Origin of the sequence: Akkermansia sp. NBRC 115031 (genome assembly GCF_030268505.1) — a bacterium.
GTDB lineage: Bacteria > Verrucomicrobiota > Verrucomicrobiia > Verrucomicrobiales > Akkermansiaceae > Akkermansia > Akkermansia massiliensis.
In genome coordinates this window covers 185,708-208,562 of the sequence record NZ_BSQU01000008.1, presented here as the reverse complement: position 1 = coordinate 208,562, position 22,855 = coordinate 185,708, and the positions used below count along the sequence as shown (strand labels likewise).

Below are 22,855 nucleotides of genomic sequence, written 5' to 3'. Positions count from 1 at the left end.
TTTCGAGTCGTTTTTTGTGAGAGTCTTTCATCCATTTTGTCACGTCCATTCATAACTTCCAATTTATAAAATAGTTAGGCTTTTGTCATACTTCCCCTCCCTCGTGCCATTTTTTTGAACATTTTCTTTTCGGATGGCGCAGCAGTCTTCCCAAAGGTCCAGGAGCCCTTCCCTTTGCCGGCGAGAACGAGAGGGGGTTTTCTTCCTTTTTACGATATCGGCTCCCCGGAGAAAAGAAGGGGGGAAGAAGGGCTGGCCGAGCGAGGAGTTTCAACAGCCCAAGGGGGAAGAGGTTTTCTTTTTTCCTTTTACAAGGGCCGACGGCTCGCCTTCTTTGCCGATACCTTTATTTCTATCCCTTACTTTCTTTTTCTCCAAGGCCACGCACGGACGGGGATTCTTTTTTCCGCGACCTGTCTCACTTAACCCTTCCCATGAACAATCCCCGCCTGAATTTTGTCTAATCGCGCATGAAGAATCAGGAAATCCACTTGCCAACGCCCGACCCCGAGCATCCTTATGGAGGAGGGAACGGACGTTACCGTTTTCCGGATATCAACGGCATGAATTTGCTGGGGGATAACGTTTCCCTTCCACCCATCGTGCCTAAAAGCTTCCATATCATGCTGACCGTTTTTCATCCGGAAACCCTGTACAGCATGAAGAAGTGGCTTCCGTTCTGCGAAGACCTCCGCAAGCAGTACAAGCATACGCCCACCCCGGTGGAGTACAATATTCTGCTGGTCCTGCAGCCGCCTCCCATTGAGGGGGACGTTCCCGCCTTTACACAGGCCCTGGGGGATATTCCGGATTTCTACATGAAGACCAATTCCCTTATTTCCTATTACGACCAGGCTTTCGTGCGCCGCAGGCTTTCCCTCCACAAGAAGGCGGAGACCGCGATTGTACTGCTGGACGGCAACGGCAATATCATCTGGAAGGATGACGGCGGCTTTACGCCTGCACGCGCGGAACATTTAAAGGTTATTCTGGAAACCCTTTCCCCGCTGGCGCCTAAGACAAGGACGCATTAGAGGCGGATTGCATCTTCTTTGCCTCATTCGCACTTTCCGTTTGAGCTTCCTTCCGGAATGCCTCATACTGGCCCCATGCCTACCATTTCTCTTGCTCTCGGGGAACGTTCCTACGATATCCACGTGGAAAACGGCGCGCTGGACCGCGTGGGTGAGTTTGCCTACCGCGCCGGACTGGACGGCAAGATTGCGATTATTACGGATACCTGCGTAGCCCCGCTTTATGCGGAACGCGTGATGAAGTCCCTGGAGAGCGCTGGGTTCATGCCCAGCCTGCATGTGGTGGATGCCGGAGAAGCATCCAAGAATATGCTGCAGGCCCAGGAACTGTGTTCCGAGCTGGTACGGGCGGGCATTGACCGCACCGGGTGCATTGCCGCCCTGGGCGGCGGCGTGGTGGGAGACCTGGCCGGCTTCGTAGCTTCCATTTATTACCGCGGCATTCCTTTCATGCAGATTCCTACGACGGTAGTCGCCCAGGTGGACAGTTCCGTAGGGGGCAAGACTGCCGTCAATATTCCGGAAGGGAAAAACCTGGCAGGCGCGTTCCATCAGCCGGCCGTTGTCGTGATCGACCCCACCACACTGGTGACCCTGGACCGCCGCACGCTGGCGGAAGGCCTAGCGGAAGCCGCCAAGCACGCGGCCATCCGGGATGCTTCCATGCTCCATGAATTGAAAGGCCTGGGACCGGAGCTTTCCATCGGCTTTTCCCTGAATACCATCGCCAAACTCCCCGATCTGATTGCCCGGAACGTGGCGATCAAGGCCCGCATCGTGGAGAATGATGAATTGGAAACGCTGGATATCCGCGCCCTGCTCAATTTCGGCCATACCATCGGCCACGGCATTGAAGCCGCTGTTCCCTACGGCACCATCCTGCACGGGGAAGCCGTGGCGCTCGGCATGCGCGCCGCCCTGTTCCTGAGCGAACGGAAAGCCGGGTTGAGCTCTTCCGACGCCAAGAAGATTCTTTGCACCCTCCAGGCTCTGGAACTTCCCCTGGTTCTCCCGGATGACATTGATACGGAAACGGTTCTCAAGAAGACAGCGTCCGACAAGAAGTTCCGGGCCGGAACCATCCGCTTCGTTCTGCTTTCCAAGGCGGGGGAAGCAGGCATTTCCAAGAAGATTACGCGGGAAGATATGGCGGAAGCCATTGAAGAATTGCGCCGCCCCCTGCCCTGAGCTTCCTTTTTACGGCGTTGCCCCATCAGCCGGGCAAAAAAATTCCGGAGAACGGAAGGGGAGCATCTTTCCGCTCCTTTTCCTCCAGCATGTTTTTCCAGCAGGAGAAAGATTCAGAGTGTTTCCCTGAACCGCAGAAAAACCGTCCCCTCCGGAACAGCCTGGAAGCCGGGACATTTATTTTCCGTATCCGGCGCCCGAAAAGCAACGCCTCTCCCTTCCCGGAAGAACGGGACGGGAAAGGCGCAGAAACGGTCCATCGTTTCCCGGCACGGGGAATTTACTTTTTCGGCTCGTCCGGGGTAGGTTCAAAGCCATCCACGTCCAGAGGCACGCTGCCCGTGTATTCCCCGGCGTCAAACTGGATGCCCTTCAAGGCGTCTTCCAGGGACAGGGAGCCATAGCATTCCCGGCTGGCCAGACGGAGCAGTTCATTCATGATGTTCACGCTTTCTTGATGGGGAATGTCCTTGGGAAGGGCCACGGCCAGCTCCTTCACCTCCGCCGCATGGGCGTTTGCCGTAGCCTGGTCCTGAATAAGAAGGAGAACGGCCAGGATTTTTTCTCCCGGCGTTTTGGGAACGGCCTGTTCGCTGGCGGCAGAGGCATCCGGGGATTGATCCTGTTTTTTGCCGCCGTCACAGGAAACAAGGGCAAATGCCGCCAAAACCGCTGTAAAAGGAATGAGATTTTGCTTCATCATGATGATTGGTTGGAAAGCCGGAGGCCTCATTGGATTTATCATGAACACTGGGGATTCCAGAGTCAAATCAGTTTTTTACTCTCACGAAATGTTTTTTCAGACAAAATATTCCGCAGCGTGCGCTTTGCTTTCTGAACAGGGGGAGTAGCCCTGTTCAACCTAATAGCCAGAATATAGTGCATTCATTGGTTCCCTCAGTAGACGCAATTTCCGGAAACGGAGGTTGCGTCTACTTTTTGCGTCACCATTTCAATACAGCGTTTGATTCCATGGGCTGACGCCGTATAATTCCGCTGAGATGGGTTACCCTATTTGGAACAGACGCCGCTTTTTGAGAACCGCCGCTGGAACGGCCGGGTTCCTGGCAGCCATGCCCTATCTGAACGCCGCGGAAGCCCTGACGGACGCAAGACCGCTCAAGGTGGGCCTGGTAGGCTGCGGAGGCCGCGGCCTGGGCGCCATGAAGAACGCGCTGGACGCCGACCCCGGAACGGTAGTCTGGGCGCTGGCGGACGTGTTTCGGGAACGGATTGATTTCGGCTCCAATTTGCTGACGGAACAGTACGGCAGCCGCGTCCAGCTGGACAAGAGCCGCCTGTTCGACGGCCTGGACGGTTACAAGAAGCTGCTTCAAACGGATATTGACGTGGTGCTGCTCTGCACGCCTCCCGCCTTCCGTCCGGAGCATCTGGCGGCGGCCATTGACGCCGGCAAGCACATTTATGCGGAGAAGCCCGTGGCGGTGGACGTTCCCGGCGTGCTTTCCGTGCTGGAGTCCGCGCGTCTGGCAAAGCTTAAAAATCTGGTGATTCTGGACGGGTTCTGCTGGCGCTATGACAAGGCGAATGAGGAAGCCCACCGCAAGCTTTCCTCCGGAGAACTGGGACGCGTGCTTTCCTTTGACGGGCTGTATTACACCACGCCCCCCAAATCCCCGCTGGCCCTGGATTCCCGCCCTTCCTCGGATACGGACGTGGCGTGGGCCCTCCGCAACTGGACCGCCTGGAACTGGCTGAGCGGCGGCCAGTTCGTGGAACAGATCGTCCACACGATCGACGGCATGGTATGGTCCATGAACGAGCAGCTTCCGCTGGCGGCCTTCGGCTCCGGAGGACGCGCCCAGCGCCGGGACGACGGCGACGTGTGGGACCATTACGACGTTTATTTCGAGTACGACCACAACGTGGCCGCCCACATTTCATGCAGGCAGTGGGTAGGCTGCCACGGGGAGATCGTGGACCGGACGGTTTGTGAAAAAGGGATGCTGGTCACCCCGTACCGCCCCCATATCCAGGCGGATAAGCGCTGGCGTTTCCGCGGGGAACGGGGCAATATGTACGCGGACACGCACGTGGCCTTTTACCGTTTCCTCCGCTCCGGAACCTGGAAACAAACGCTGGAAAGCGCGGCCAATAAAACGCTGGTCGCCATCATGGGGCGTGAAGCGGCCCATACCGGGCAGCGCATCACCTGGGAACAGATTAAGAAGAGCGCCACGCGGCTGGTGCCTGAAGACCTGACGATGGATACGCCTCTGCCTCCCGCCCGCATTCCGCGGCCGGGCAGAGCGGCCTGACGGCGGGTCCCGCCTTTTCTCTCTACCGGACCATGGCCAACATCTTTCCACCCAATACCAACAGGCGCTTTTACGGAGGCGTCGCGCTGATTGCGCTCGCCGCCGCGCTGGCGCTGGGTGGGGTGTATTACGTCAATTTCCAGATTCCGGAGTATGAACCCGTGCAGCCGGTGCGTTTTTCCCACAAGCTCCACGCCGGAGACCTGAAGATGAGCTGCACGGCCTGCCACAGCGCCGCCCAGCGCTCTCCCAGGGCCGGCATTCCGGATACGAAGTCCTGCCTGGGCTGCCACCAGCATATTCTCCCGGACAGCCCGCTCATCGCTCCGCTGCGAGCGGCGGCGGACCCCCAATTTCCCGGCTATACGGGGGAACCGGTCCGCTGGGTCATGGTCAACCGCCTGTCCGGCCATGCCTATTTCAACCACATGGCCCACCTGAACCGCGGCATCGGCTGCACTTCCTGCCATGGGGACGTGGCAGGCATGGAACGCATCAGGGCTCCGCGCGATGCCCGCATGCAGTGGTGCCTGGACTGCCACCGCGACCCCGCCCCGCACCTGCGCCCGCTGGAGGAGACGGCCAGCTCCCATTATTCCGCCGCGGATTACCTTCGCACGCATTCCATCCGGGACGGGGAGGGAAACCGCATCCAAACTCCGCTTCAATTGGGAGATTTCCTGAAACACCAGTGGAAGATTCAGCCAAGAATGGACTGCACCGCCTGCCACCATTGACCACCGGGCGCAGGCCGGCTCCCGGCAAACATGCCTTTCCAGTCATCATACCTTCCATTTTCGCGATAGATGAATGCCGGACCGTTACTGTATGATGAAGTTATGGAATTGGACCTCGGCATTGTTTACTCCTGCCCTCCGGAAGAAGCGGTACCGCATATTCTGGCTTATTTTCAGCAGGAATTTTCCAAACCCTTCCCCGCCCCCAAACCTGTTTCGCATGAAGAAGAACTTCTCCTGGAACAAATAGATTCCGCCTTTGACGGCGTCATTCTGGAAGACGGCATCGGCCTGATGACGACGGAACTCATCGACATGTACGCCCCCAGGGAAACCTGTGACGCCATCGGCCCCTGTGAAGAGCGGACCGACTGGCGCCGCATCACCCCTTCCATGATCCGGGCATGCCGGGACGCCCTGGTTTTTACCGATCCAAAGGGATACCGTTTTCTCCTGCCGGCATGGCTGACGCTGGACCTCCGCGGCCAGCTTGAAACCTGCGACGCCATGGACTACCTTCCCCTCGTTCCGGAAAATTGCGGGGATTATGAATCCAGGGCCATCCTGCTGAACGATCCCCAGCTTGAGGCCGTAATGAATTACATTGAATACCGTCAAAAAAAGGACGGATGCCCTTTTTCCACGGACTTCCGCTGCCCTGAAGATGGGTGCAGCCGGTAATCACCGCTTGATTTCACCTTCCGGATTGCCTAAAACAAGCCGTTCCCATTTCCCGTTAATCCACATCATCCTCCGGTTTGACTCCCCTTCCCCCATTTCACCAGAATGAAGCTCCCCAGGGCCACCCCGCTTTTCTTCCGGAAGAAGAGCGGGAAATGACGCGGCGCTCCTTCATGAAATGGATGGGCGCGGGCGCAGTCCTGGTGGGGGTGGGGCTTCCGGCCTGCCGCCGTGTGGAAAAATACCTGGTTCCCTATAATGAAGGACCGGAATGGTCCGTGCCCGGCGTGGAAACGGCTTACGCCACCTGCCTGACCATGGGCGGGAGCGCGCTGCCCGTGCTGGCCGCCTGTTATGAAGGGCGTCCCGTCAAGCTGCTTCCCTCCCTGCAATATCCGGAAGGCCCGGGCTTGCCGGCCACGGCCCAGGCTTCCATTCTGGACCTTTACGACCCAGGCCGCAGCAAGCATATCCTCTTTAACGGCAAGCCGGCTTCCGGGGACGAATTCCGCGGAGCCTTTTCCTCCTGGTCCCGCAACCTGCGGGACGGCGGCCATATCGGCATCCTTCTTCCCGCCACGGATTCTCCCCTGATGCACTCCATGCTGGAGGAAATCGGCAGGAAAAACCCCGGCGTGCGGATTTACCGCTATTCTCCCGTTCCCACGCCGGGCTCCGGCATGCAGGCAGGCTTGCCGCAGGAGGTCCGCTTCCGCGTGCGTTTCGCACGCGCCAAACGCATCCTTGCCCTGGATTGCGATTTCCTTCATGAGAATCCCTACGGCAATACGCGTGATTTCATTGCCGCCCGTTCCCCGGAGGGCCTCCATTACAAGGAAGAAAACCGGAACCGCACGCGCCTTTACGCCGTGGAGGGCCGCGTTTCCCTGACCGGAGCCCATGCCGACCACAGGCTGCCCGTTTCCCCCGCGCGCCTGGCGGTCTTTCTGGAGGAATTGTTCCGCTATCTCTCCGGTAAAAAAACCTCCCTTCAGACGCTAGAGCCTCCCCGGCAGACGGACCGCTCCCTGACGGAAAGGGAATTCACCTGGCTCCGCCACTGCGCGGACGATTTATTCAGCCATCCCGGAGAAAGCGTGGTCCTGCTGGGGGACAATCATCCGGAACTGTCCGCAAGCGTCTGGAAGCTCAACCTCCTTCTCGGCTCTATCGGAACGTGCGTCCAGTTGTTGAAGGCTCCGTCCACGCCGCCCCACGGAACGCTGGAGGATTTCATCCGGGATATCCGGAAGAAAGAGGTGGATATCGCCTTCCTGCTGGATTCGGGAAATCCCGTGCTGGATTCCGGGCACGGCTCCGCACTGGCGGAAGCCCTGAACGGAACGGAGAGCATTCATCTGGGGATGTATGAGGATGAAACCTCACGCGCCTGCCGATGGCATTTGCCGGCGGCCCATTTTCTGGAATCATGGGGAGTGGAACGGGACTGCCGCGGCAGATTCTGCTACCGCCAGCCCGTCATTCTTCCCCTGTACGGGGGCATTTCTGCGGAAGAAGTGCTTTCCGGGCTGCTTTCCACCAAGGGCCACCTCATCACGGCGGACAATTCGCCCACGCACCTTTCCCCCATTTACCACCGGGCGCGCAAATGTTTTGAACGCGCCGTGAATCCGGAAAACAAGACTGCGGCCTGGACACAGGCGCTCCAGCGCGGCTATTCGGAAGAAACGGCTTATCCCCCCCTGTCCCCGCAGGAAGAAACAGCCCTCGGAACCACCATGGAGCAAGCGCCCGTTGCTCCCTCCGGCAACGGCGGAAGCGGATTGGAAAACGGCCTGCTGGAACTGCAATTCTGCCCGGATTATTCCATCGGGGACGGCCGCTGGAAGCGCAACGCCTGGATGCAGGAATGCCCGGACCCCGTAACGGGCGTCAGCTGGGCGGCGTCCGCACAGGTTTCCCCCGCCACCTTCCGGCGGCTGGGAGGCGTGGATTCCGGGCCGATGCTCTGCACTCTGACCGTCCCCGGCGGACGGATGGAAGCCATCCTTTGCCCCATTCCCGGAGTGGCGGAGAATCTGATGGTTCTTCCCCTGGGGTATGGCGGCATGAACCACGTAGCGGAGAGGCAGGAGAATTCCGACGGTTATGCATTCCGCAGTCAGGTGAAAAAAACGGCAGGCTGTGGAATTTCCCCGGAACAGGCCGCCCTGCGCGCCCTTCCGGAACGTACGGAAGCTGTTCAAAGCCCCGTCGTGCAGCCCTCCCCCTTCGCCCTTCAGTCCGGCGCCTCTCCGGCTCCGTTCACGCCGTCCGGCGCGGAGGGCGTGTACCAATGGAGAATGGCGATCGACACGTCCCGCTGCATCGGCTGCAATGCCTGCGTGATCGCCTGCCGGGCGGAAAATAACATTCCCGTGGTGGGCCGTGACCAGATGGCGAAGGGACGCGCGCTGGACTGGATTCGCATTGACCGGTATTTCACGGAGGCAGGGGCGCTCACCGCCATTCCCGTGGCCTGCCAGCAGTGCGGCAAGGCCCCGTGCGAGTCCGTGTGCCCCGTGAACGCCACCGTCCATACCACGGAGGGCCTGAACGCCATGGTATATGCCCGGTGCTGGGGTACCCGGTACTGCGCCACCAACTGCCCGTACAAGGCGCGCCGCTTCAACTTTTTTGATTATGCCAAGGCCTCCGGGGAAGCCACGCGCCTCCAGCGCAATCCGAACGTGACCGTCCGCTCCCGCGGCGTCATGGAAAAATGCACCTACTGCGTCCAGATGGTGGAACGCGCCAAAATCAGGCACAAATCCCGCCTGATGAAGGAACACCCGGGCCAGCCCTCCACTTCCATCCACGTGACGGAGAAAGACCTGCTCCTGCCGGACGGCGCGGCGCAAACAGCCTGCCAGCTCGCCTGCCCTATGGGCGCCATCACCTTCGGCAACGTGCTGGACCCCGCCGCCGCCGTCTCCCGCGCCAAATCCCTGCCGCGCCACAGGAGCCTTCTTTCCTCCCTGGGCACGGACCCCGGAACGGGATACCTGGCCCCGGCCGGGAATCCCAACCCCGCCATGGAAGCATGAAATCCCGCCGGAAGACTTGTTAAAGACGCCTTTCCCACCAAAGAATAAGGCCGCTCCTTTCAGGGAGCGGCCCTACCAGTCAAAGGTCTTTACAAGCTGATCATTTAGTCTTCCACAATTTGTTCCACGGTCGTAATCGTTTCCACCACTTCAATGTTGGCGGCGTCAGCGAAATTGTTCACCGCCTTGAGCAGGGCGGGCGTCATGAGCTTGTCCTTCTGAATGCGTTCGCAATTTTCCAGCATGTCCACGATGGTATCCTGGGCATCTCCGTTCAGTTTGGTGATCCGGATGGCCTGTTCGGAAGTGAGCTTCATTTTTTCCATGGCCTTGTCCAATTGCTTGGCCTGCTGGGTCAGGGCATTGAGCTGCTTGATGGCGATTTCAACCGCCGCATTGTCCTTCACGTCGTCCAGAACCTTGTTGGCGGACGAAATCAGGTCGACATTCTGCTTAACCATCTGCACGGGATCGGCAGCGTTCTGAGCAAGAGCGGAGGCGGAGCATACGATGGCCACCACGGGGAGTATTTGGTACGTTTGAATCATTGTTTTATCGGTGTTCGGGTTGAAGAAGAAATATCTTCTTTGCCTCTTTAGATTCATTCCAAGAGAGAAACCGTTGCACCCCATATCTGTCATACAGTCCTTACCGTCTGACTGTCAGCAAACGGCAGGAAGACAATCTTACCCCGTCACACGTTTTTCCTCCCCGTTTTCCAGCAGAAAACGGAGGGGGCGGTACTTGGCGGATTCCAGATTGGGGTCCTCCGCCAGAATGGCCTCCGCCAGCTCCCGCCCGCGGTGAATCAGGCGCGCGTCCAGCAGCCATTCCTCAAAGCGCACGCCCTTCAGGCCGCTCTGGGAAGTGCCCAGCACGTCCCCGGGACCGCGGAGCTTCAAATCCTGTTCCGCCAGGTCAAAACCGTTGGCCGTGGTCTCCACAATATGCAGCTTTTCCCATTGTTCATCCTCCGGCCGGGCCTCCGTCATCAGGATGCAGTAGGACTTGTGCGCCCCGCGGCCTATGCGCCCGCGGAGCTGGTGGAGCTGGGAGAGCCCGAAACTCTCCGCATTATTGATAATCATGACCGTAGCATTCGGCACATCCACCCCCACCTCCACCACCGTGGTAGCTACCAGCACGCTGATGCGGTTGGCGCGGAAGTCCTTCATGACCGCCTCCTTTTCCTCGGAGGACATCCTGCCGTGCAGCAGTCCCACATCCACATGCGGCAGCAGCGCCTTCCACTCGTCCAGCTCCTTTGTCACGGCTTTCCCTTTCCGGGAATCCTCCCCGTCAATGAGGGGGGAAACCACGTAAACCTGCCTGCCTTCCTCCAACTGGCTCCGGACGAACTTCAATACCTTTTCCTGGTCCTTCTCCGTGCGGATGGCCGTAACCACCGCGCCGCGGCCTCCGGGAACGCCGTCCAGGATGGAAACGTCCAGCTCCCCGTAAAAAGTCAGCGTCAGCGTGCGGGGAATGGGGGTGGCGGTCATCACCAGCACGTCGGGGCGCTCTTCGCGGTCAATCAGCTTCTCCCGCTGGTTCACGCCGAATTTGTGCTGCTCGTCAATCACAACCAGGCCCACCCGTTCCGGCACGTTCTTCCCGTACAGCAGGGCATGCGTTCCGACCACAATCCCCCCCTGCTTCCCGAAGGATACGTGGGATTCCTCCTTCCTGTCCGCCGTCACCAGGGACACGGGAACGTCCAGCTTGTCCAGCATCTGCCGGAACTTCAAATAATGCTGTTCCGCCAGAATCTGGGTGGGGGCCATCATCACGGCGGAATACCCGTGTTCCACGGCCAGCAGCATCGCGCACAGGGCCACCAGCGTCTTTCCGGACCCTACATCCCCCTGGAGCAGGCGGTTCATGGAACGGGGCGCCTTCATATCCCGGTAAATCTCCCTCACGCAGCGCTTCTGGGCCTCCGTCAGCTCAAACGGCAGTGAATCCGCCAAATCCTTCACCAGATGGCTGGAGCCTGCCGTCTGCATGCCGGGCACTTCATCCGCTCGCCTTCTCCTGTAAGCCACGTTCAACTGCTGCGCCAGGCACTCCTCCAGCGCAAACCGCCGCCTGGTCCGGTCGCGCACTTCCGCGGTCTCCGGAAAATGGAGGTCCCTCAACGCCGTTTTGCACGGGATGTCCGGCACAAACTCGTAAATCTCCGGTTCCGGAGCCGGGGAAAGCCGGGCCAGAGCCTCCCACACGATTTCCCGCAGCCTGCGCACGGCAATCCCCATGCGGCCGCTGTAAACGGGAACAATGCGGTTCAAATGGATGGACTGGTCGTCCCCTTCCCGGATGATCTCAAAATCCGGATGGACGATGCTGAGCTTCTTCCCATACGGCTTCACGCGCCCGTACACGATCATCTCCTGCCCGGCGCACAGCATCCTGGCTACGCCCGGCATGCTGAACCACAGGCAGGAAAAACGGGCCTGCCCCAAAGATTGCTCATCCACCAGCACGGCTTCCACATACCGCCCGCGGCCCTTGCCGCCCTTCCCTCCCCAGCCTTTCCAGCCCACGTCCACCACCCGCCCCCTCAGGCAGACAGGCGCACCGGATGACAGGGAATCATAACGGTCAAACATGCGGCGGTCCTCATACCTGCGCGGCAGCATGAACAGCAAATCCCGCACGGAGGCCATTCCCGCCGCCTGCATGGCCGCCAGCTCCCTGGGGCGGATGAAGGCGCACTCCTCCAGGGGGGACGTTAAAAGCAGCTCTCCGGCCATGGGTCCAGGCGTATTCCTCACAGATCGCATCATGCCTGCGCGCCCGTCAGAGAGCGGCGGCGGGGCGGGTTTCCAGACAGCGCCTGTAATAATCCACGCGGGAGACGAACCAGCTCCATTTATGCCCCGGGCGGCCGTTGGTCAGCAGCGGGGCCGGGCAGTTCTTGCCCGTCCAGTAATAATGGGGCACCACATTGCGGAGGGGAATGTTGTACTGCTTCATCAGCACCGCCGTCAGCTTGGCGGAACGGTTCCAGGTGACGATGGGGTTGTGGCTCCTCACCTCCCCCATCTCAATCCCGATGGAATACATGTCTCCGGGACCGCCGCGGTCCGCATGGCGCCCCGTCTCGTTCAGCGGAATATGCTGGATGGCCCGGTACTGGTCCACCGTAAAATGCCAGTTCAGGGAACCCATGGCCCCCCTTTTCAGCGCACGGGCATGCGCCGCGGCGTCTCCCGTGGGGTTGGCCGTGCTGTGGATGGTGATGAAGCGCGGATGCATGGAATGGGAGGCGCGCCGCGCGCGGGAGCGCGGGGACATGAAATCGCGGCTGATGTGCACTTCCCGGGACATCTGGGACATGGTGCGCGGCACGGGGGGAACGTTCTGAATCTTGAAGCTGACGGCGGGCGGGCGCGAGGCGTCCGAACACGCCGCCAGCAGGGCCGGCAGCACCAGAAACACCGCATTTGCCATCAACGTTCTAACATTCATGATTCTTCCCTAGACTATCCGGCGCGAGCTGGCAAGCAGATTTCCAGTCAAAACAGGCTTTTTCACCCTTCCCGGAGCACAGCAGCGGGGAAACGGGAGCCCCCGTGGAACGCTCCGGAGCGGCCACCGCCGGAATCAGGGCAACGCCTTCCCCTGCACGGGGTTTCCCCTCCGGGAGCAACCAAACCGCCCCATAAAAAGCCGCACGGGAGACTTGCCAACGGCCATTTCCGTGCATACACTATTTCCACCATGAGTACCACTCACGAAGCAGCTAAGAAGTGGGTCGACGAAATCGCCCAGCTTTGCCAACCCGACTCCATCTATTGGTGCAACGGCTCTCAGGAAGAAAATGATGAGCTTTGCAACATGATGGTAGAAAAGGGCACCTTTATCAAATTGAACCCCGAGAAGCGCCCCGGATGCTTCCTCGCCCGTTCCACCCCTTCCGATGTGGCCCGTGTGGAAGACCGCACGTTCATCTGCAGCGAGAAGGAAGAAGACGCAGGCCCGACCAACCACTGGGCCGACCCCGTTGAAATGAAGGCCAAACTGAAGGGCTTCTTCAAGGGCTGCATGAAGGGCCGTACCATGTACGTGATTCCCTTCTGCATGGGTCCCCTGGACTCCCCCCTGGCCAAGATCGGCATTGAAATCACGGACTCCCCCTACGTCGTGGTCAACATGCGCATCATGACCAAGATGGGTGAAACCGTTCTCAAGCGCCTGGAAGACGAAGTCAAGGGCGGCGGCAACCCGAAGCGCGACGGCTACGGAACCTTCGTTCCCTGCCTCCACACCGTGGGCGCCCCGCTTGCAGACGGCCAGATCGACGTGCCGTGGCCCTGCAACGAAGAAAAATACATCTGCCACTTCCCGGAAACGGAAGAAATCTGGTCCTTCGGTTCCGGTTACGGCGGCAACGCCCTGCTTGGCAAGAAGTGCCTGGCCCTGCGCATCGCCTCCGCCATTGCCCGCAAGAACAAGTGGATGGCTGAACACATGCTCCTTCTGGGCATTGAATCCCCGGACGGCACGAAGGCCTACGTCGGCGGCGCATTCCCGTCCGCCTGCGGCAAGACCAACCTGGCCATGCTCGTTCCCCCCGCCTCCTACCGTGAAGCCGGTTGGAAGACCTCCATCATCGGTGACGACATCGCCTGGATCTGGCCCCATGAAGACGGCACCTTCCACGCCATCAACCCGGAAAACGGCTACTTCGGCGTGGCTCCCGGCACGTCCTACAAGACGAACCCGATCGCCATGGACACCATCAAGGAAAATGTCATCTTCACCAACGTAGGCTTGACCGACGACGGCGACGTCTGGTGGGAAGGCATGGACGGCCCCGCTCCCGCCCACGCCATCGACTGGCAGGGCAATGACTGGACCCCGGACTGCGGCCGCAAGTGCGCTCACCCGAACGCCCGCTTCACCGCTCCCGCCGCCCAGTGCCCGACGATCGACCCCGAATGGCAGAACCCGGAAGGCGTTTCCCTCTCCGCGATCCTGTTCGGCGGCCGCCGCGCCACCACCATGCCCCTCGTCTTCCAGTCCCGCGACTGGACGCACGGCGTATACGTCGGCGCTACGATGGGTTCCGAAATGACCGCCGCCGCCTTCGGCAACATCGGCCAGGTCCGCCGCGACCCGATGGCCATGCTTCCCTTCATCGGCTACAACGTGGGCGACTACTGGCAGCACTGGCTGGACATGGGCAAGACCGTTGCCAATCCTCCGCTGATCTTCAACGTGAACTGGTTCCGCAAGGACAAGGACGGCAACTTCATCTGGCCGGGCTTTGGCGACAACATGCGCGTCCTCGACTGGATCCTCCGCCGCGCCAAGGGCAAGGCGGAAGGCCAGAAGACCGTGCTGGGCGTCTCCCCGACCTATGCCGAACTGGACAAGACCGGTCTCGACTACAGCGAAGAACAGTTCAACGCCAACATGGCCCTCAACCCGAGCGAATGGCAGGCTGAACTGGAAAGCCAGACCGAACTGTTCGACAAGGTGGGCAAAAAGCTCCCGGCCGAACTGGAAGAACAGCGCCAGATCCTCATCAAGAGCTTCTCCTAAGCAGAGAAACCCTGACTGAGCGTCAGCTCAACAGCAGAGGCTGTCCCGTCCACGGGACAGCCTCTTTTTTATTCCCCCTCATCTTCTCAAAATGCACTTGGGGACCGCGGCAGGCACGCTCAGACGGCATGGTTAAAAATCTCTGCCAGTTATCGCCTTCCCATTAAAAGATGGCAGGTAGCCACGTCTTTCCATCTACAGGCGCGTGGCGAATGAAAGGCGTAAAGAGCTGCAATGAGATTATATGAACAGAAAAAATAAAATCATTTTTCGCCTGAATATAATATTCAGCATCTTTTGGGTTTGCAGCTCTATGTGGACTTGAAACTTATCTTTATTTAGGGGTTTTCTGAAAGAAAGAAATGGGGAAATAGGTATAGTAAGGAATAGGTTCAACCATGCATTTCATGGGTTTTTATGGCCGCGGCACATGTTGAGGAGCCATTCCCGGTATGATGCCGCGCTCACTTATCAACTCCGGATTTATTTGGGACGGCTTGAGTAATGACGGATAACAATATAAATAGCCGGCCGCCTGCCCGCCAAAATGGAAATGTCCGGTATCTGAATGCAACGTCCCGGAAAAAGAAAAAACCACGGTCAGCGGATTAAGGCGCCTTTACGTCCTGAAAGAGCGCTGCCGGGCGCTCAAATGGAAAATTGCCCTGGAAGAAAGCCTGAATTAACTCAAAAAAGAAAGATACCAATTGATGAAACGGTTACCGCTATTGCTCTGCATCCTGCTGACGGGCCTTGTTGCTCCCGTATTCGGCAAACTGGACGGCACTTACATGAATGAGGCCGGAATGACCCTGAAAACGCCCCATGCCGCATGGGATGAAAAAGGAGAGCTTCCCCATAAGAAAATACTTTTTATCATGCAGCAAACGGCCTCGCGAGAGATCATTGAGCTGGTCCAGCGTTTCCCGGGCTTTAAGTATGAAGTGGTTCTCACAGCCAATGAACATAGCATCGGAGCGGATGATATTTACAGCAATCCGATCGCGGGGCTGAGCACCGCCGACAAACTTCAGGAACTGGATGCCAAACTGGCAAAGGATTATGATCTGGTGGTCATGGCAAATGTCGATTTTGCGGTCCTGCCGGATGAACAGAAATTCCGCCTGATGTCGATGGTGCGGAACGGAACCGGCCTGGTCCGGATTCAATCCGGCGAACCCTGGTCCGAACTTAAGAAACTGCCTTATAAAAAACCGTATGCCCAGCCGTTGCCCCGGCCGGAATGGGTTGCCGGAAGCAACAGCCTTCCCGGAACCAGGCCTAAAAACTTTGAATCGCGTATTTTCAACGCCTGGCAATTCGGCAATGGCCGGATCGTCGAAGTCGATTACGGCGCGGGCTACCGGCCAGGAGTGGGGCTGACGCCGTATTTCAACTACACCACGGACTGGTTCTTCCTCTATGAAACGTCCCAGGCTTTTCTGGCCCAGGTGCTCTATTACGCCAGCGGAGTAGAACTGCCGGCATTTTCAGTACGGCAGGACAACGGCCAATTTGCCGTGACCTCTCCGGAAAAAACCGCCGTCGAGGGCCGTATCCGGCGGACGGATAATTCCGTCATCCGGAACAGCCTTGATTTCACGGACCTTCCGGCGGGCAGATATGCCGCAGACGTATTGGTCCGCCGGAATGGCGCGCTGGTCAACTTCGGCGCCTTTCCCTTTACGGTGGAATCCGCTTTCGGGGCCGTATCAGTGGAAATGCCCAGGCTGGTGCAGGACCGCGGCCCCTTCTCCGTCACGTTGAAACTGGCTTCGCCCGCGCAAGACGGTTATTCCGTCAAAGTGGAGCTGATGGACGCTCCCTACCGCAATGTATGGTTCAGCAAGACCCTTCCTTTGGAAGCCGGAAAGAAAGAGCTTTCATTCGACCTTGAAAATTACCGGATGCCGACCATCGGCGGTTATCTGCGCTGTACCGTTTACGATGCCCGGGGACACGCGGCACATGCGGAAAACCCGGTGATTTTCCCGGATTATTCCCTGGAGGATTATCTCCAGCTTACCTGGGGCCAGGTTGGCTGCACCTTCAACCCGGCCTTCGGAGAACGGATCATCGACCGCCTCGGCTGGAACGTATCGCTGCAATTTTTCACCAAGGGAGATATTGAAAACGCCCTGCGGAACGAAAAACTGTGTCCGTACATCTGCCGGATCGGGATGGAAGCCGGGCCGAACAATGAAACCAGAATATTGCGCAAGCTGTGGTCCGAACAGAAAGAAAACATGGAGCAGCTGGGTACGTTGAACGGCGACGAATCGTTCTACCACCCATTGGTCCGGAAGCTTTGGAGCGACGATCTGCGACGCCAGGCGGAGTACCTGAAAGACCTGAGCCCTGTGCTGTACAACCTGGGCGACGAAAATTTTTACACCTACGACGCCGGGTTCGGAGAGTCGGATAAACAGCCGTTCGCCGATTTCCTGCGGGGGAAGTACCAGACCATGGAAAACCTGAACCTCGAATACGGCGCCTCCTATGCCGGATTCGGTGAAGTGCCCCACCTCCGGCTGGACGCGGCCAAAAAAGAGGGGAATCTGGTCGCCTACAATGACCACCGGGAATATATTGAAAAAATGTACGTGGACATGCATCATTTCCTGGCGGCGGAAATCAAAAAGGTTCATCCCGGAGCCCGGGTAGGAGCGGAAGGCTCCCCTCCCGGCAACCTTGAAGAAATGATTAAGGGGCTGGACTTCTGGGGCCCTTACAGCGACATGCAGGAGAACGAGGCGCTGCGCGCATTCGGCGGGGACCGGGTCCGGACCATCTGGTGGGGCGGCTATTGCTCGGAGCGTTCATCCTATCCATACAAACTTTGGGAACACCTGCTGCAGGGAGCGATCAACGGCCACGCCTGGTTCCTGATCAACCCCGCCCTAGGAGAAACCAGCCATTCCGGCGATCTCTCCGAGGCGGAATACCTGCGCCAGTACATGCCCTATCTTGATGACTTGAACTACGGCCTCGCACAGCTGCTGATCAAAACCCCGTTTCCGGATACCGGCATCCTGTTCTACTACAGCCACACCTCCAATTCCGCCGCCCAGGCGGACAGCCGCTGCGTCAAGCCGGACGCCAGCATGAATCCGCTGCTCCGGTATTGCTACCAGCGCGGGCTGGGCTTCAATTTCGTCTCGCCCAATACCCTGGAACGCCTGAAAAACGCACGGCTCCTCTTCCTCTGCGGAGCTTCCTCCCTGAGCGACAAAGAGTGTGCGGCCATTCTGGATTTCGTCAAATCCGGCGGCACCGTACTGGCTGACGCCAATATCGCCATCCTGAACGAAAACCTGAAAAAACGCACTGTGAACCCCCTGGGCGAACTTTTCGGGAACCTGACGTTCAGCCAGGCGAAAGAGCTCGAAATCCAGCCTTATGAAAGCACAAGCGGCGCCCTGGCCCTGGCGGGAGAAAAGGCGCACGCAGTCCACGGCAATCCGGGCCTGCAACTCCGCAAGGCCGGCAAAGGAAACGCCATCCTGCTGAATGCCTCCCTCTCCGTTCTGGAAAATAATTCCCTGCCCGGCGCCTCCCTGAACACATTCCTTGACCAGGTGGTGAAAAACGCCGGAGTCCGTCCTCTGGCCGTCATCCCCGATTTCAGCGACACCCTGATGGTCCGTCCGCGGAAGGCCGGAGAATTCGAACTGCTGGGCGCCCTCGGCCAGGAAAAGGACCTCGGCAAATCATTCACCGCCAAATTGCCGGAAGAAAAATACATCTATGAGTGCTGCAAAGGACTGGTGGGGAAATCAGACAAGCTTGTCTTTAAATTCTCCAATGCGCCGTTCCGCTGCTTTGCCCTGTTTGACCGGGAGCAGCAGCCGCCCGTGGTAACCGCTCCGGCCCAGGTGGCCAAAGGCGCCCGGGCCCTGCTTAAGATTTCCGGACCGGCCAATCCCCGGGAACGCGCGTACCGGATTACGGTAACGGCCCCGGACGGCAGGGAAATTCTGCACCGCAGCAAAACCATTTACGGCAAGACGGAATACCCGCTGGATTTCGCCTTTAACGATCTTCCCGGCGCATACCGCATCACCATTGAAGACGCGGCTACAGGCTTGAATACCCAACACGAAATAGAGGTAAAATAATCATGCAGAAACTCGCCCTGACCCTGCTGGCCGGATTGTGCACCACACTGCTGTACGCCGCCCCTTCCATTGAAAAGAAAGAAGAGAAACTTGACCGCAAGGGAACTCCCGTCCTTGTGACCCGCCATACCGTCAACCTTGGCAACGGAAAAATCAATTACCACACCGTTACCAATCCCAATGACAACAAGCCGGTTCAGCAGGAATGGGGGGATTTCAGATTCGGCATCGAATATTGGAGGAACCCCAATACTCCCGGAAGCTGGAGCCCCGTCAATTTCCTTGCCGTGATCGGCAAGGACGGCAAAACACTGCTGGACCGGAAAGTCGCGGAAAAAATTGACACCGTAGAAAACGGCAAGATGGAAATGGCCGTATTCACGTTCCGCCCGGAAAACAGTGTTCTGGACGTCAGGATAGCGCAGTTCAAGGATCGCCCGGACTGGCTGTTCGTCAAGGTCAGTTATCCCGGACAACTGTATGAAGTCTGGGCGTCGCCGGTTCACGGTTACGGGAAGCCGGAACTGAAGTCGCAATTCGCCCTGAAAGAAGGAGACGGGGAAAAACCATGCGGAAAGCCGGACTGGGTTCTGACGAAAACAACCGGGGGAAACGGGGTAATGAACTTCAACCGCTATGCTTACAAGGAGTTCGGCACGTTCATCGTTTTTGAAAAAGAATCCCTCCGCCAGATCCGGATTCATGGAGATGATATCAAATTTGAGCTGAAGCCGGAGTCGGACAGCTTCAGTTTTGCCATAAGTTATTTTAAAGACCGGAACCCGGAGGAGGTCCGCCCGGAATTCTTCAACGTGACAGTTCCGGAAGTGGAAAGCTTCCTGAAATCCATTGATTGGAACCCGGCTCCCGACCGGAAGGCGTTTTCGAGGCTTGCGGATGAAACCCGGAAAAACATCTCCATCCTGAAAAGGGATGGCGGCCATGCGGCGGACTATGAAAAGAAAGTAAAAGAACTGGAAACCGATTTTTCCGAAGCGCCGAGTTTTGAAACTCTAGCCGCCCTCCGCGAACTGAATAGGGAAGTCATCAAGAAGAACCTTGAAAACCTGTAGGAACACGGTATTCATCGGCGCCGCTGGCAAGGCATCCTGTAGAAATTTCCTGGGCTCAGGACCCGGTATGTTCCAGCCGGCTTTGGTTCAGGGAAAACGGTCCCGGGAGCGGCCAAGGCTTGCGGCGATTCTGAAGCGTCAGGAAAATTCCGGGGCTTCGGCAAGGGCGATGACGGCGGCTGCGGCGCTCAGGCGGGAATGGGTCATGGTCAGGAACCAGCCCGTGACGCCCTGCTCCCGGGCCGTCACTCCGGCTGTGCCGTGCAGCAGGATGGAGGGAGCGCCCGCATCATTGCGCACCACTTCCACATCCGTAAAAGCGCATTTTTCCCCAATTCCCGTTCCCAGGGCCTTCGCCACGGCCTCCTTGGCCGCAAAACGGGCCGCCAGGCGCGGCACGGGGTCCGCATGCTTCCGGCAGTAGGCCCATTCATCCGGGGTGCAGATGCGCAGGGCAAACGCCTCCCCGTTTTTCTGGAGGGCCTGGCGCACGCGGTCCAGGTCGATCAAATCCATTCCCAATCCTGCAATGCGGCTCATGTTCCTGCAACCGGGGGTTAAAGTTGAAACGGGAATATCAGCTCAGGCGGTCAATCGCCTGGCGCATTTCCCTCACGGCCTGCTCCATCCCCACAAAGAGGGCGCGGGCTACGATCGTATGGCCTATGTTCAGCTCATGCAGGTAAGGCACGCCGTCCATCAGCTGTTCCAGATTCTGGTAGTTGATGCCATGGCCTGCATTCACCTGGATGCCCAGGGAGTGGGCCAGCTCCGCGGCGCGTTTCAAACGGGCCAGCTCCGCCGTGCGTTCCTTCCCTGCGTGGTTGGCAAAGCATCCGGTATGAAGCTCCACCATGGGCGCTCCCAGACGGGCGGCGGCGTCCACCTGAGCCAGCTCCGGATCAATGAACAGGCTCACCTGAATGCCGTTGTCAGCCATTCTTGCCATGGTGGGGGCCAGTTCCTTTTCATGAAAGACGGCGTCCAGGCCGCCTTCCGTAGTAATTTCCTCACGCTTTTCCGGGACCATGCAGACATAGTCCGGTTTCAGCCGAAGGGCAAAGTCCACCATCTCCGGGGTGTTCCCCATTTCCAGGTTCAGGGGAAGGGCCACGCTCTCACGGACGCTCAGGGCGTCCGCATCCTGCATGTGGCGGCGGTCCCCCCGGACGTGGAGGGTGATGGAATCCGCCCCGCCCCTTTGCGCCGCGTAGGCGGCGTCCAAAACGCTCGGCTCCACGTTGAAGGAATCAAGCATGGTCGCATAGCGGGCCTGCCTCAGCGTGGCGATGTGGTCTATATTTACACCTAGCAACATATCGGTTTTAAGACAAGGGGACGGGGCCGATCATTCAAATTAATGGAGGAAATGGCGGTGCCCCGTGAACACCATGGCGATGCCCGCGGCGTCCGCGGCGGCGATCACTTCCTCGTCCCGGATGGAACCGCCGGGCTGGATGCAGGCGGTGGCCCCGGCGTCAATGGCTACCTGGAGGCCGTCCGCAAACGGGAACATGGCGTCGGAAGCCACCACGCTGCCCTTCAGGTCCAGGCCGGCCTGTCCGGCCTTCCAGACGGCAATGCGGGCGGAATCCACCCGGCTCATCTGCCCGGCGCCGATGCCGAGCGTGCGGTCCGTGCCGCCGAAGACGATGGCGTTGGAGTGCACCTGCTTCACGACGCGCCAGTTGAAGCGCATGGCGGTAAGTTCTTCTTCCGTCGGGGGGCGCTTGGTCACAACCTTGGCTTCCAGATTGTCCAGGCCCATCACGTCCGTATCCCGCTTCATGGTCATGAAGCCGCCGGGAGCGGAGCGGATGATGGGTTCGCGGCGCGCCTTCATCCAGGCTTCCGTGTTCATGCGGATGATGCGGCAGTTTTTCTTCTTCTGGAGAAGGGCGCGGGCTTCCGCATCGTATTCCGGGGCGATGATGACGTCCGTGAAAATGGCGCTCAGCACGCGGGCCAGGCCTTCCGTCATCGGACGGTTGACCACGATCACGCCGCCGAAGGGGGCCTGCGTGTCCGTTTCAAAGGCTTTCTGCCAGGCGTTGCGCAGGTCCTCGTCATCCTGGCCCACGCCGCAGGGGTTCGTGTGCTTCAGGATGCCCACCGTCGGGCGGCGGAACTGGGTGATCAGCTCGGCGGCGCCTTCGATGTCCAGCACGTTCGTGTAGGAAAGCTCCTTGCCCTGGAGCTGGTTGAAAATGTCCCCGAAGCTGCCGTACAGGCTGGCTTCCTGGTGGGGGTTGTCCCCGTAGCGCAGTTCCTGGTACAGGGGCGCGCAGATGCAGAAGCTGCCCTTGGTGCTTTCCGCGCTCTGGTGGCCCAGGTAGTTGGTAATGGCGTTGTCGTAATTGGAGGTGCGCATGAACACCTTCACTGCCAGGTTTTCGCGGGTTTTCAGGGTCGTGTCTCCCTTGTGGGTCTGCATTTCATCCAGAATGCGCGCGTAGTCCGCGGGATCGGACACGACGGTGACGGAGGCGTAGTTCTTGGCGGCGGAACGGAGCATGGACGGGCCGCCGATGTCGATCTTTTCAATCGCTTCCTCCAGCGTGACGTCCGGCTTGGCGACGGTTTCCTCAAAGGGGTACAGGTTCACGCAGACCAGGTCAATGGGCTTGATGCCGTTTTCCTTCGCCTGGCGCACATGCTCTTCATTGTCGCGGCGGTGCAGCAGGCCCCCGTGCACCATGGGGTGAAGCGTCTTCAGGCGTCCTTCAAACAATTCCGGTTCCCCGGTATAGTCGGAAATTTCAATCACCGGAAGGCCCAGGCCTTTCAGGAAAGCGGCGGTGCCGCCGGTGGAAATAAGCTCTACTCCAAACTCGTGCAGGCCCTTGGCAAACTCCTCCAGGCCGGTCTTGTCGGAAACGGATATCAATGCGCGCTGAATAGCCATAAGATCAAATATCTGTAATGTACCCGCGGGCGAACCCTCCTCTCCGGGAGCGAACGCGACAAATGCGGTTCCTTTCCCTACATACTACCGCCCCGTGAAGCAAGCGCAATGTCACCTATCATGACAGCCGGGGGGATTTTTTCCTCCCAAAACATAAAAAAACGCCCTTTTTATCGCTCTTGTCTTGACATTCGGGCGAATACTTACTACTTCAACCGCTCACAAATAACCATTTCTTTTTAG

The 22,855-nt window shown here is 58.8% G+C and carries 16 protein-coding genes; 9 read left to right on the top strand and 7 right to left on the bottom strand.

The window, feature by feature from the left end:
• Positions 1–563 precede the first annotated feature (563 nt).
• Together QSJ36_RS11780 and aroB are read left to right on the top strand one after the other, a co-directional pair.
• A complete protein-coding gene (locus QSJ36_RS11780; protein ID WP_146020123.1) occupies positions 564–1,034 on the top strand; it encodes a hypothetical protein in 471 nt (156 codons plus the stop codon).
• Between the two features lie 75 nt (positions 1,035–1,109).
• Positions 1,110–2,222 (top strand): 3-dehydroquinate synthase, encoded by a 1,113-nt coding sequence (gene aroB / locus QSJ36_RS11775; RefSeq protein ID WP_022398102.1) that lies wholly within the window; start codon positions 1,110–1,112, stop codon positions 2,220–2,222.
• 280 nt (positions 2,223–2,502) lie between these two features.
• Here the strand turns inward: aroB and QSJ36_RS11770 are convergent, their stop codons facing one another.
• Entirely contained in the window at positions 2,503–2,925 is a 423-nt protein-coding gene (locus QSJ36_RS11770) for a hypothetical protein (RefSeq protein ID WP_022398103.1), read from the bottom strand.
• A gap of 370 nt (positions 2,926–3,295) precedes the next feature.
• Between QSJ36_RS11770 and QSJ36_RS11765 the strand changes: the two genes are divergently transcribed.
• The 4 genes from QSJ36_RS11765 to QSJ36_RS11750 all read left to right on the top strand — a co-directional run bounded on the left by QSJ36_RS11765 (position 3,296) and on the right by QSJ36_RS11750 (position 8,966).
• Positions 3,296–4,501 carry a Gfo/Idh/MocA family oxidoreductase gene (locus QSJ36_RS11765; RefSeq protein ID WP_022398104.1) on the top strand — a complete coding sequence of 402 codons (1,206 nt, stop codon included), beginning with the start codon at positions 3,296–3,298 and terminating at the stop codon, positions 4,499–4,501.
• A gap of 32 nt (positions 4,502–4,533) precedes the next feature.
• The gene (locus QSJ36_RS11760; RefSeq protein WP_022398105.1) at positions 4,534–5,238 is read left to right on the top strand and encodes a cytochrome c3 family protein; all 705 of its coding nucleotides are present in this window, start codon (positions 4,534–4,536) and stop codon (positions 5,236–5,238) included.
• 102 nt (positions 5,239–5,340) lie between these two features.
• Complete coding sequence (locus QSJ36_RS11755; RefSeq protein WP_250715912.1) at positions 5,341–5,919, top strand: DUF6714 family protein; 579 nt, start codon at positions 5,341–5,343, stop codon at positions 5,917–5,919.
• Positions 5,920–5,996: 77 nt separating this feature from the next.
• On the top strand, positions 5,997–8,966 hold the full coding sequence (locus QSJ36_RS11750) for a 4Fe-4S dicluster domain-containing protein (protein ID WP_285468712.1): 2,970 nt from the start codon (positions 5,997–5,999) through the stop codon (positions 8,964–8,966).
• A gap of 104 nt (positions 8,967–9,070) precedes the next feature.
• On the opposite strand, the gene QSJ36_RS11745 is transcribed toward QSJ36_RS11750, so the two are convergent.
• The 3 genes from QSJ36_RS11745 to QSJ36_RS11735 form a co-directional block, all read right to left on the bottom strand.
• The gene (locus QSJ36_RS11745) at positions 9,071–9,514 is read right to left on the bottom strand and encodes a hypothetical protein (protein ID WP_102721285.1); all 444 of its coding nucleotides are present in this window, start codon (positions 9,512–9,514) and stop codon (positions 9,071–9,073) included.
• A gap of 138 nt (positions 9,515–9,652) precedes the next feature.
• Positions 9,653–11,719 (bottom strand): ATP-dependent DNA helicase RecG, encoded by a 2,067-nt coding sequence (recG, locus tag QSJ36_RS11740; protein ID WP_180970992.1) that lies wholly within the window; start codon positions 11,717–11,719, stop codon positions 9,653–9,655.
• Positions 11,720–11,765: 46 nt separating this feature from the next.
• A complete protein-coding gene (locus QSJ36_RS11735; protein ID WP_022398110.1) occupies positions 11,766–12,437 on the bottom strand; it encodes an N-acetylmuramoyl-L-alanine amidase in 672 nt (223 codons plus the stop codon).
• Between the two features lie 252 nt (positions 12,438–12,689).
• Here QSJ36_RS11735 and QSJ36_RS11730 point away from each other — a divergent pair, with 252 nt between their 5' ends.
• The 3 genes from QSJ36_RS11730 to QSJ36_RS11720 all read left to right on the top strand — a co-directional run bounded on the left by QSJ36_RS11730 (position 12,690) and on the right by QSJ36_RS11720 (position 19,707).
• Positions 12,690–14,516: a phosphoenolpyruvate carboxykinase (GTP) gene (locus QSJ36_RS11730; RefSeq protein WP_253231983.1), complete on the top strand. Its 1,827-nt coding sequence runs from the start codon at positions 12,690–12,692 to the stop codon at positions 14,514–14,516.
• A gap of 710 nt (positions 14,517–15,226) precedes the next feature.
• Positions 15,227–18,634: a hypothetical protein gene (locus QSJ36_RS11725; RefSeq protein WP_253231984.1), complete on the top strand. Its 3,408-nt coding sequence runs from the start codon at positions 15,227–15,229 to the stop codon at positions 18,632–18,634.
• Positions 18,635–18,636: 2 nt separating this feature from the next.
• Complete coding sequence (locus QSJ36_RS11720) at positions 18,637–19,707, top strand: hypothetical protein (protein ID WP_253231985.1); 1,071 nt, start codon at positions 18,637–18,639, stop codon at positions 19,705–19,707.
• 138 nt (positions 19,708–19,845) lie between these two features.
• Here QSJ36_RS11720 and acpS read toward each other — a convergent pair whose 3' ends face one another.
• Genes acpS through purH form a run of 3 tightly spaced genes read right to left on the bottom strand, consistent with a single transcriptional unit; the run spans position 19,846 to position 22,612 of the window.
• Positions 19,846–20,247, bottom strand: a complete 402-nt coding sequence (acpS, locus tag QSJ36_RS11715; protein WP_219723028.1) for a holo-ACP synthase — start codon at positions 20,245–20,247, stop codon at positions 19,846–19,848.
• 37 nt (positions 20,248–20,284) lie between these two features.
• Positions 20,285–21,025, bottom strand: a complete 741-nt coding sequence (locus QSJ36_RS11710) for a pyridoxine 5'-phosphate synthase (protein WP_022398116.1) — start codon at positions 21,023–21,025, stop codon at positions 20,285–20,287.
• A gap of 39 nt (positions 21,026–21,064) precedes the next feature.
• Entirely contained in the window at positions 21,065–22,612 is a 1,548-nt protein-coding gene (purH, locus tag QSJ36_RS11705; protein WP_022398117.1) for a bifunctional phosphoribosylaminoimidazolecarboxamide formyltransferase/IMP cyclohydrolase, read from the bottom strand.
• Positions 22,613–22,855: the final 243 nt, after the last annotated feature.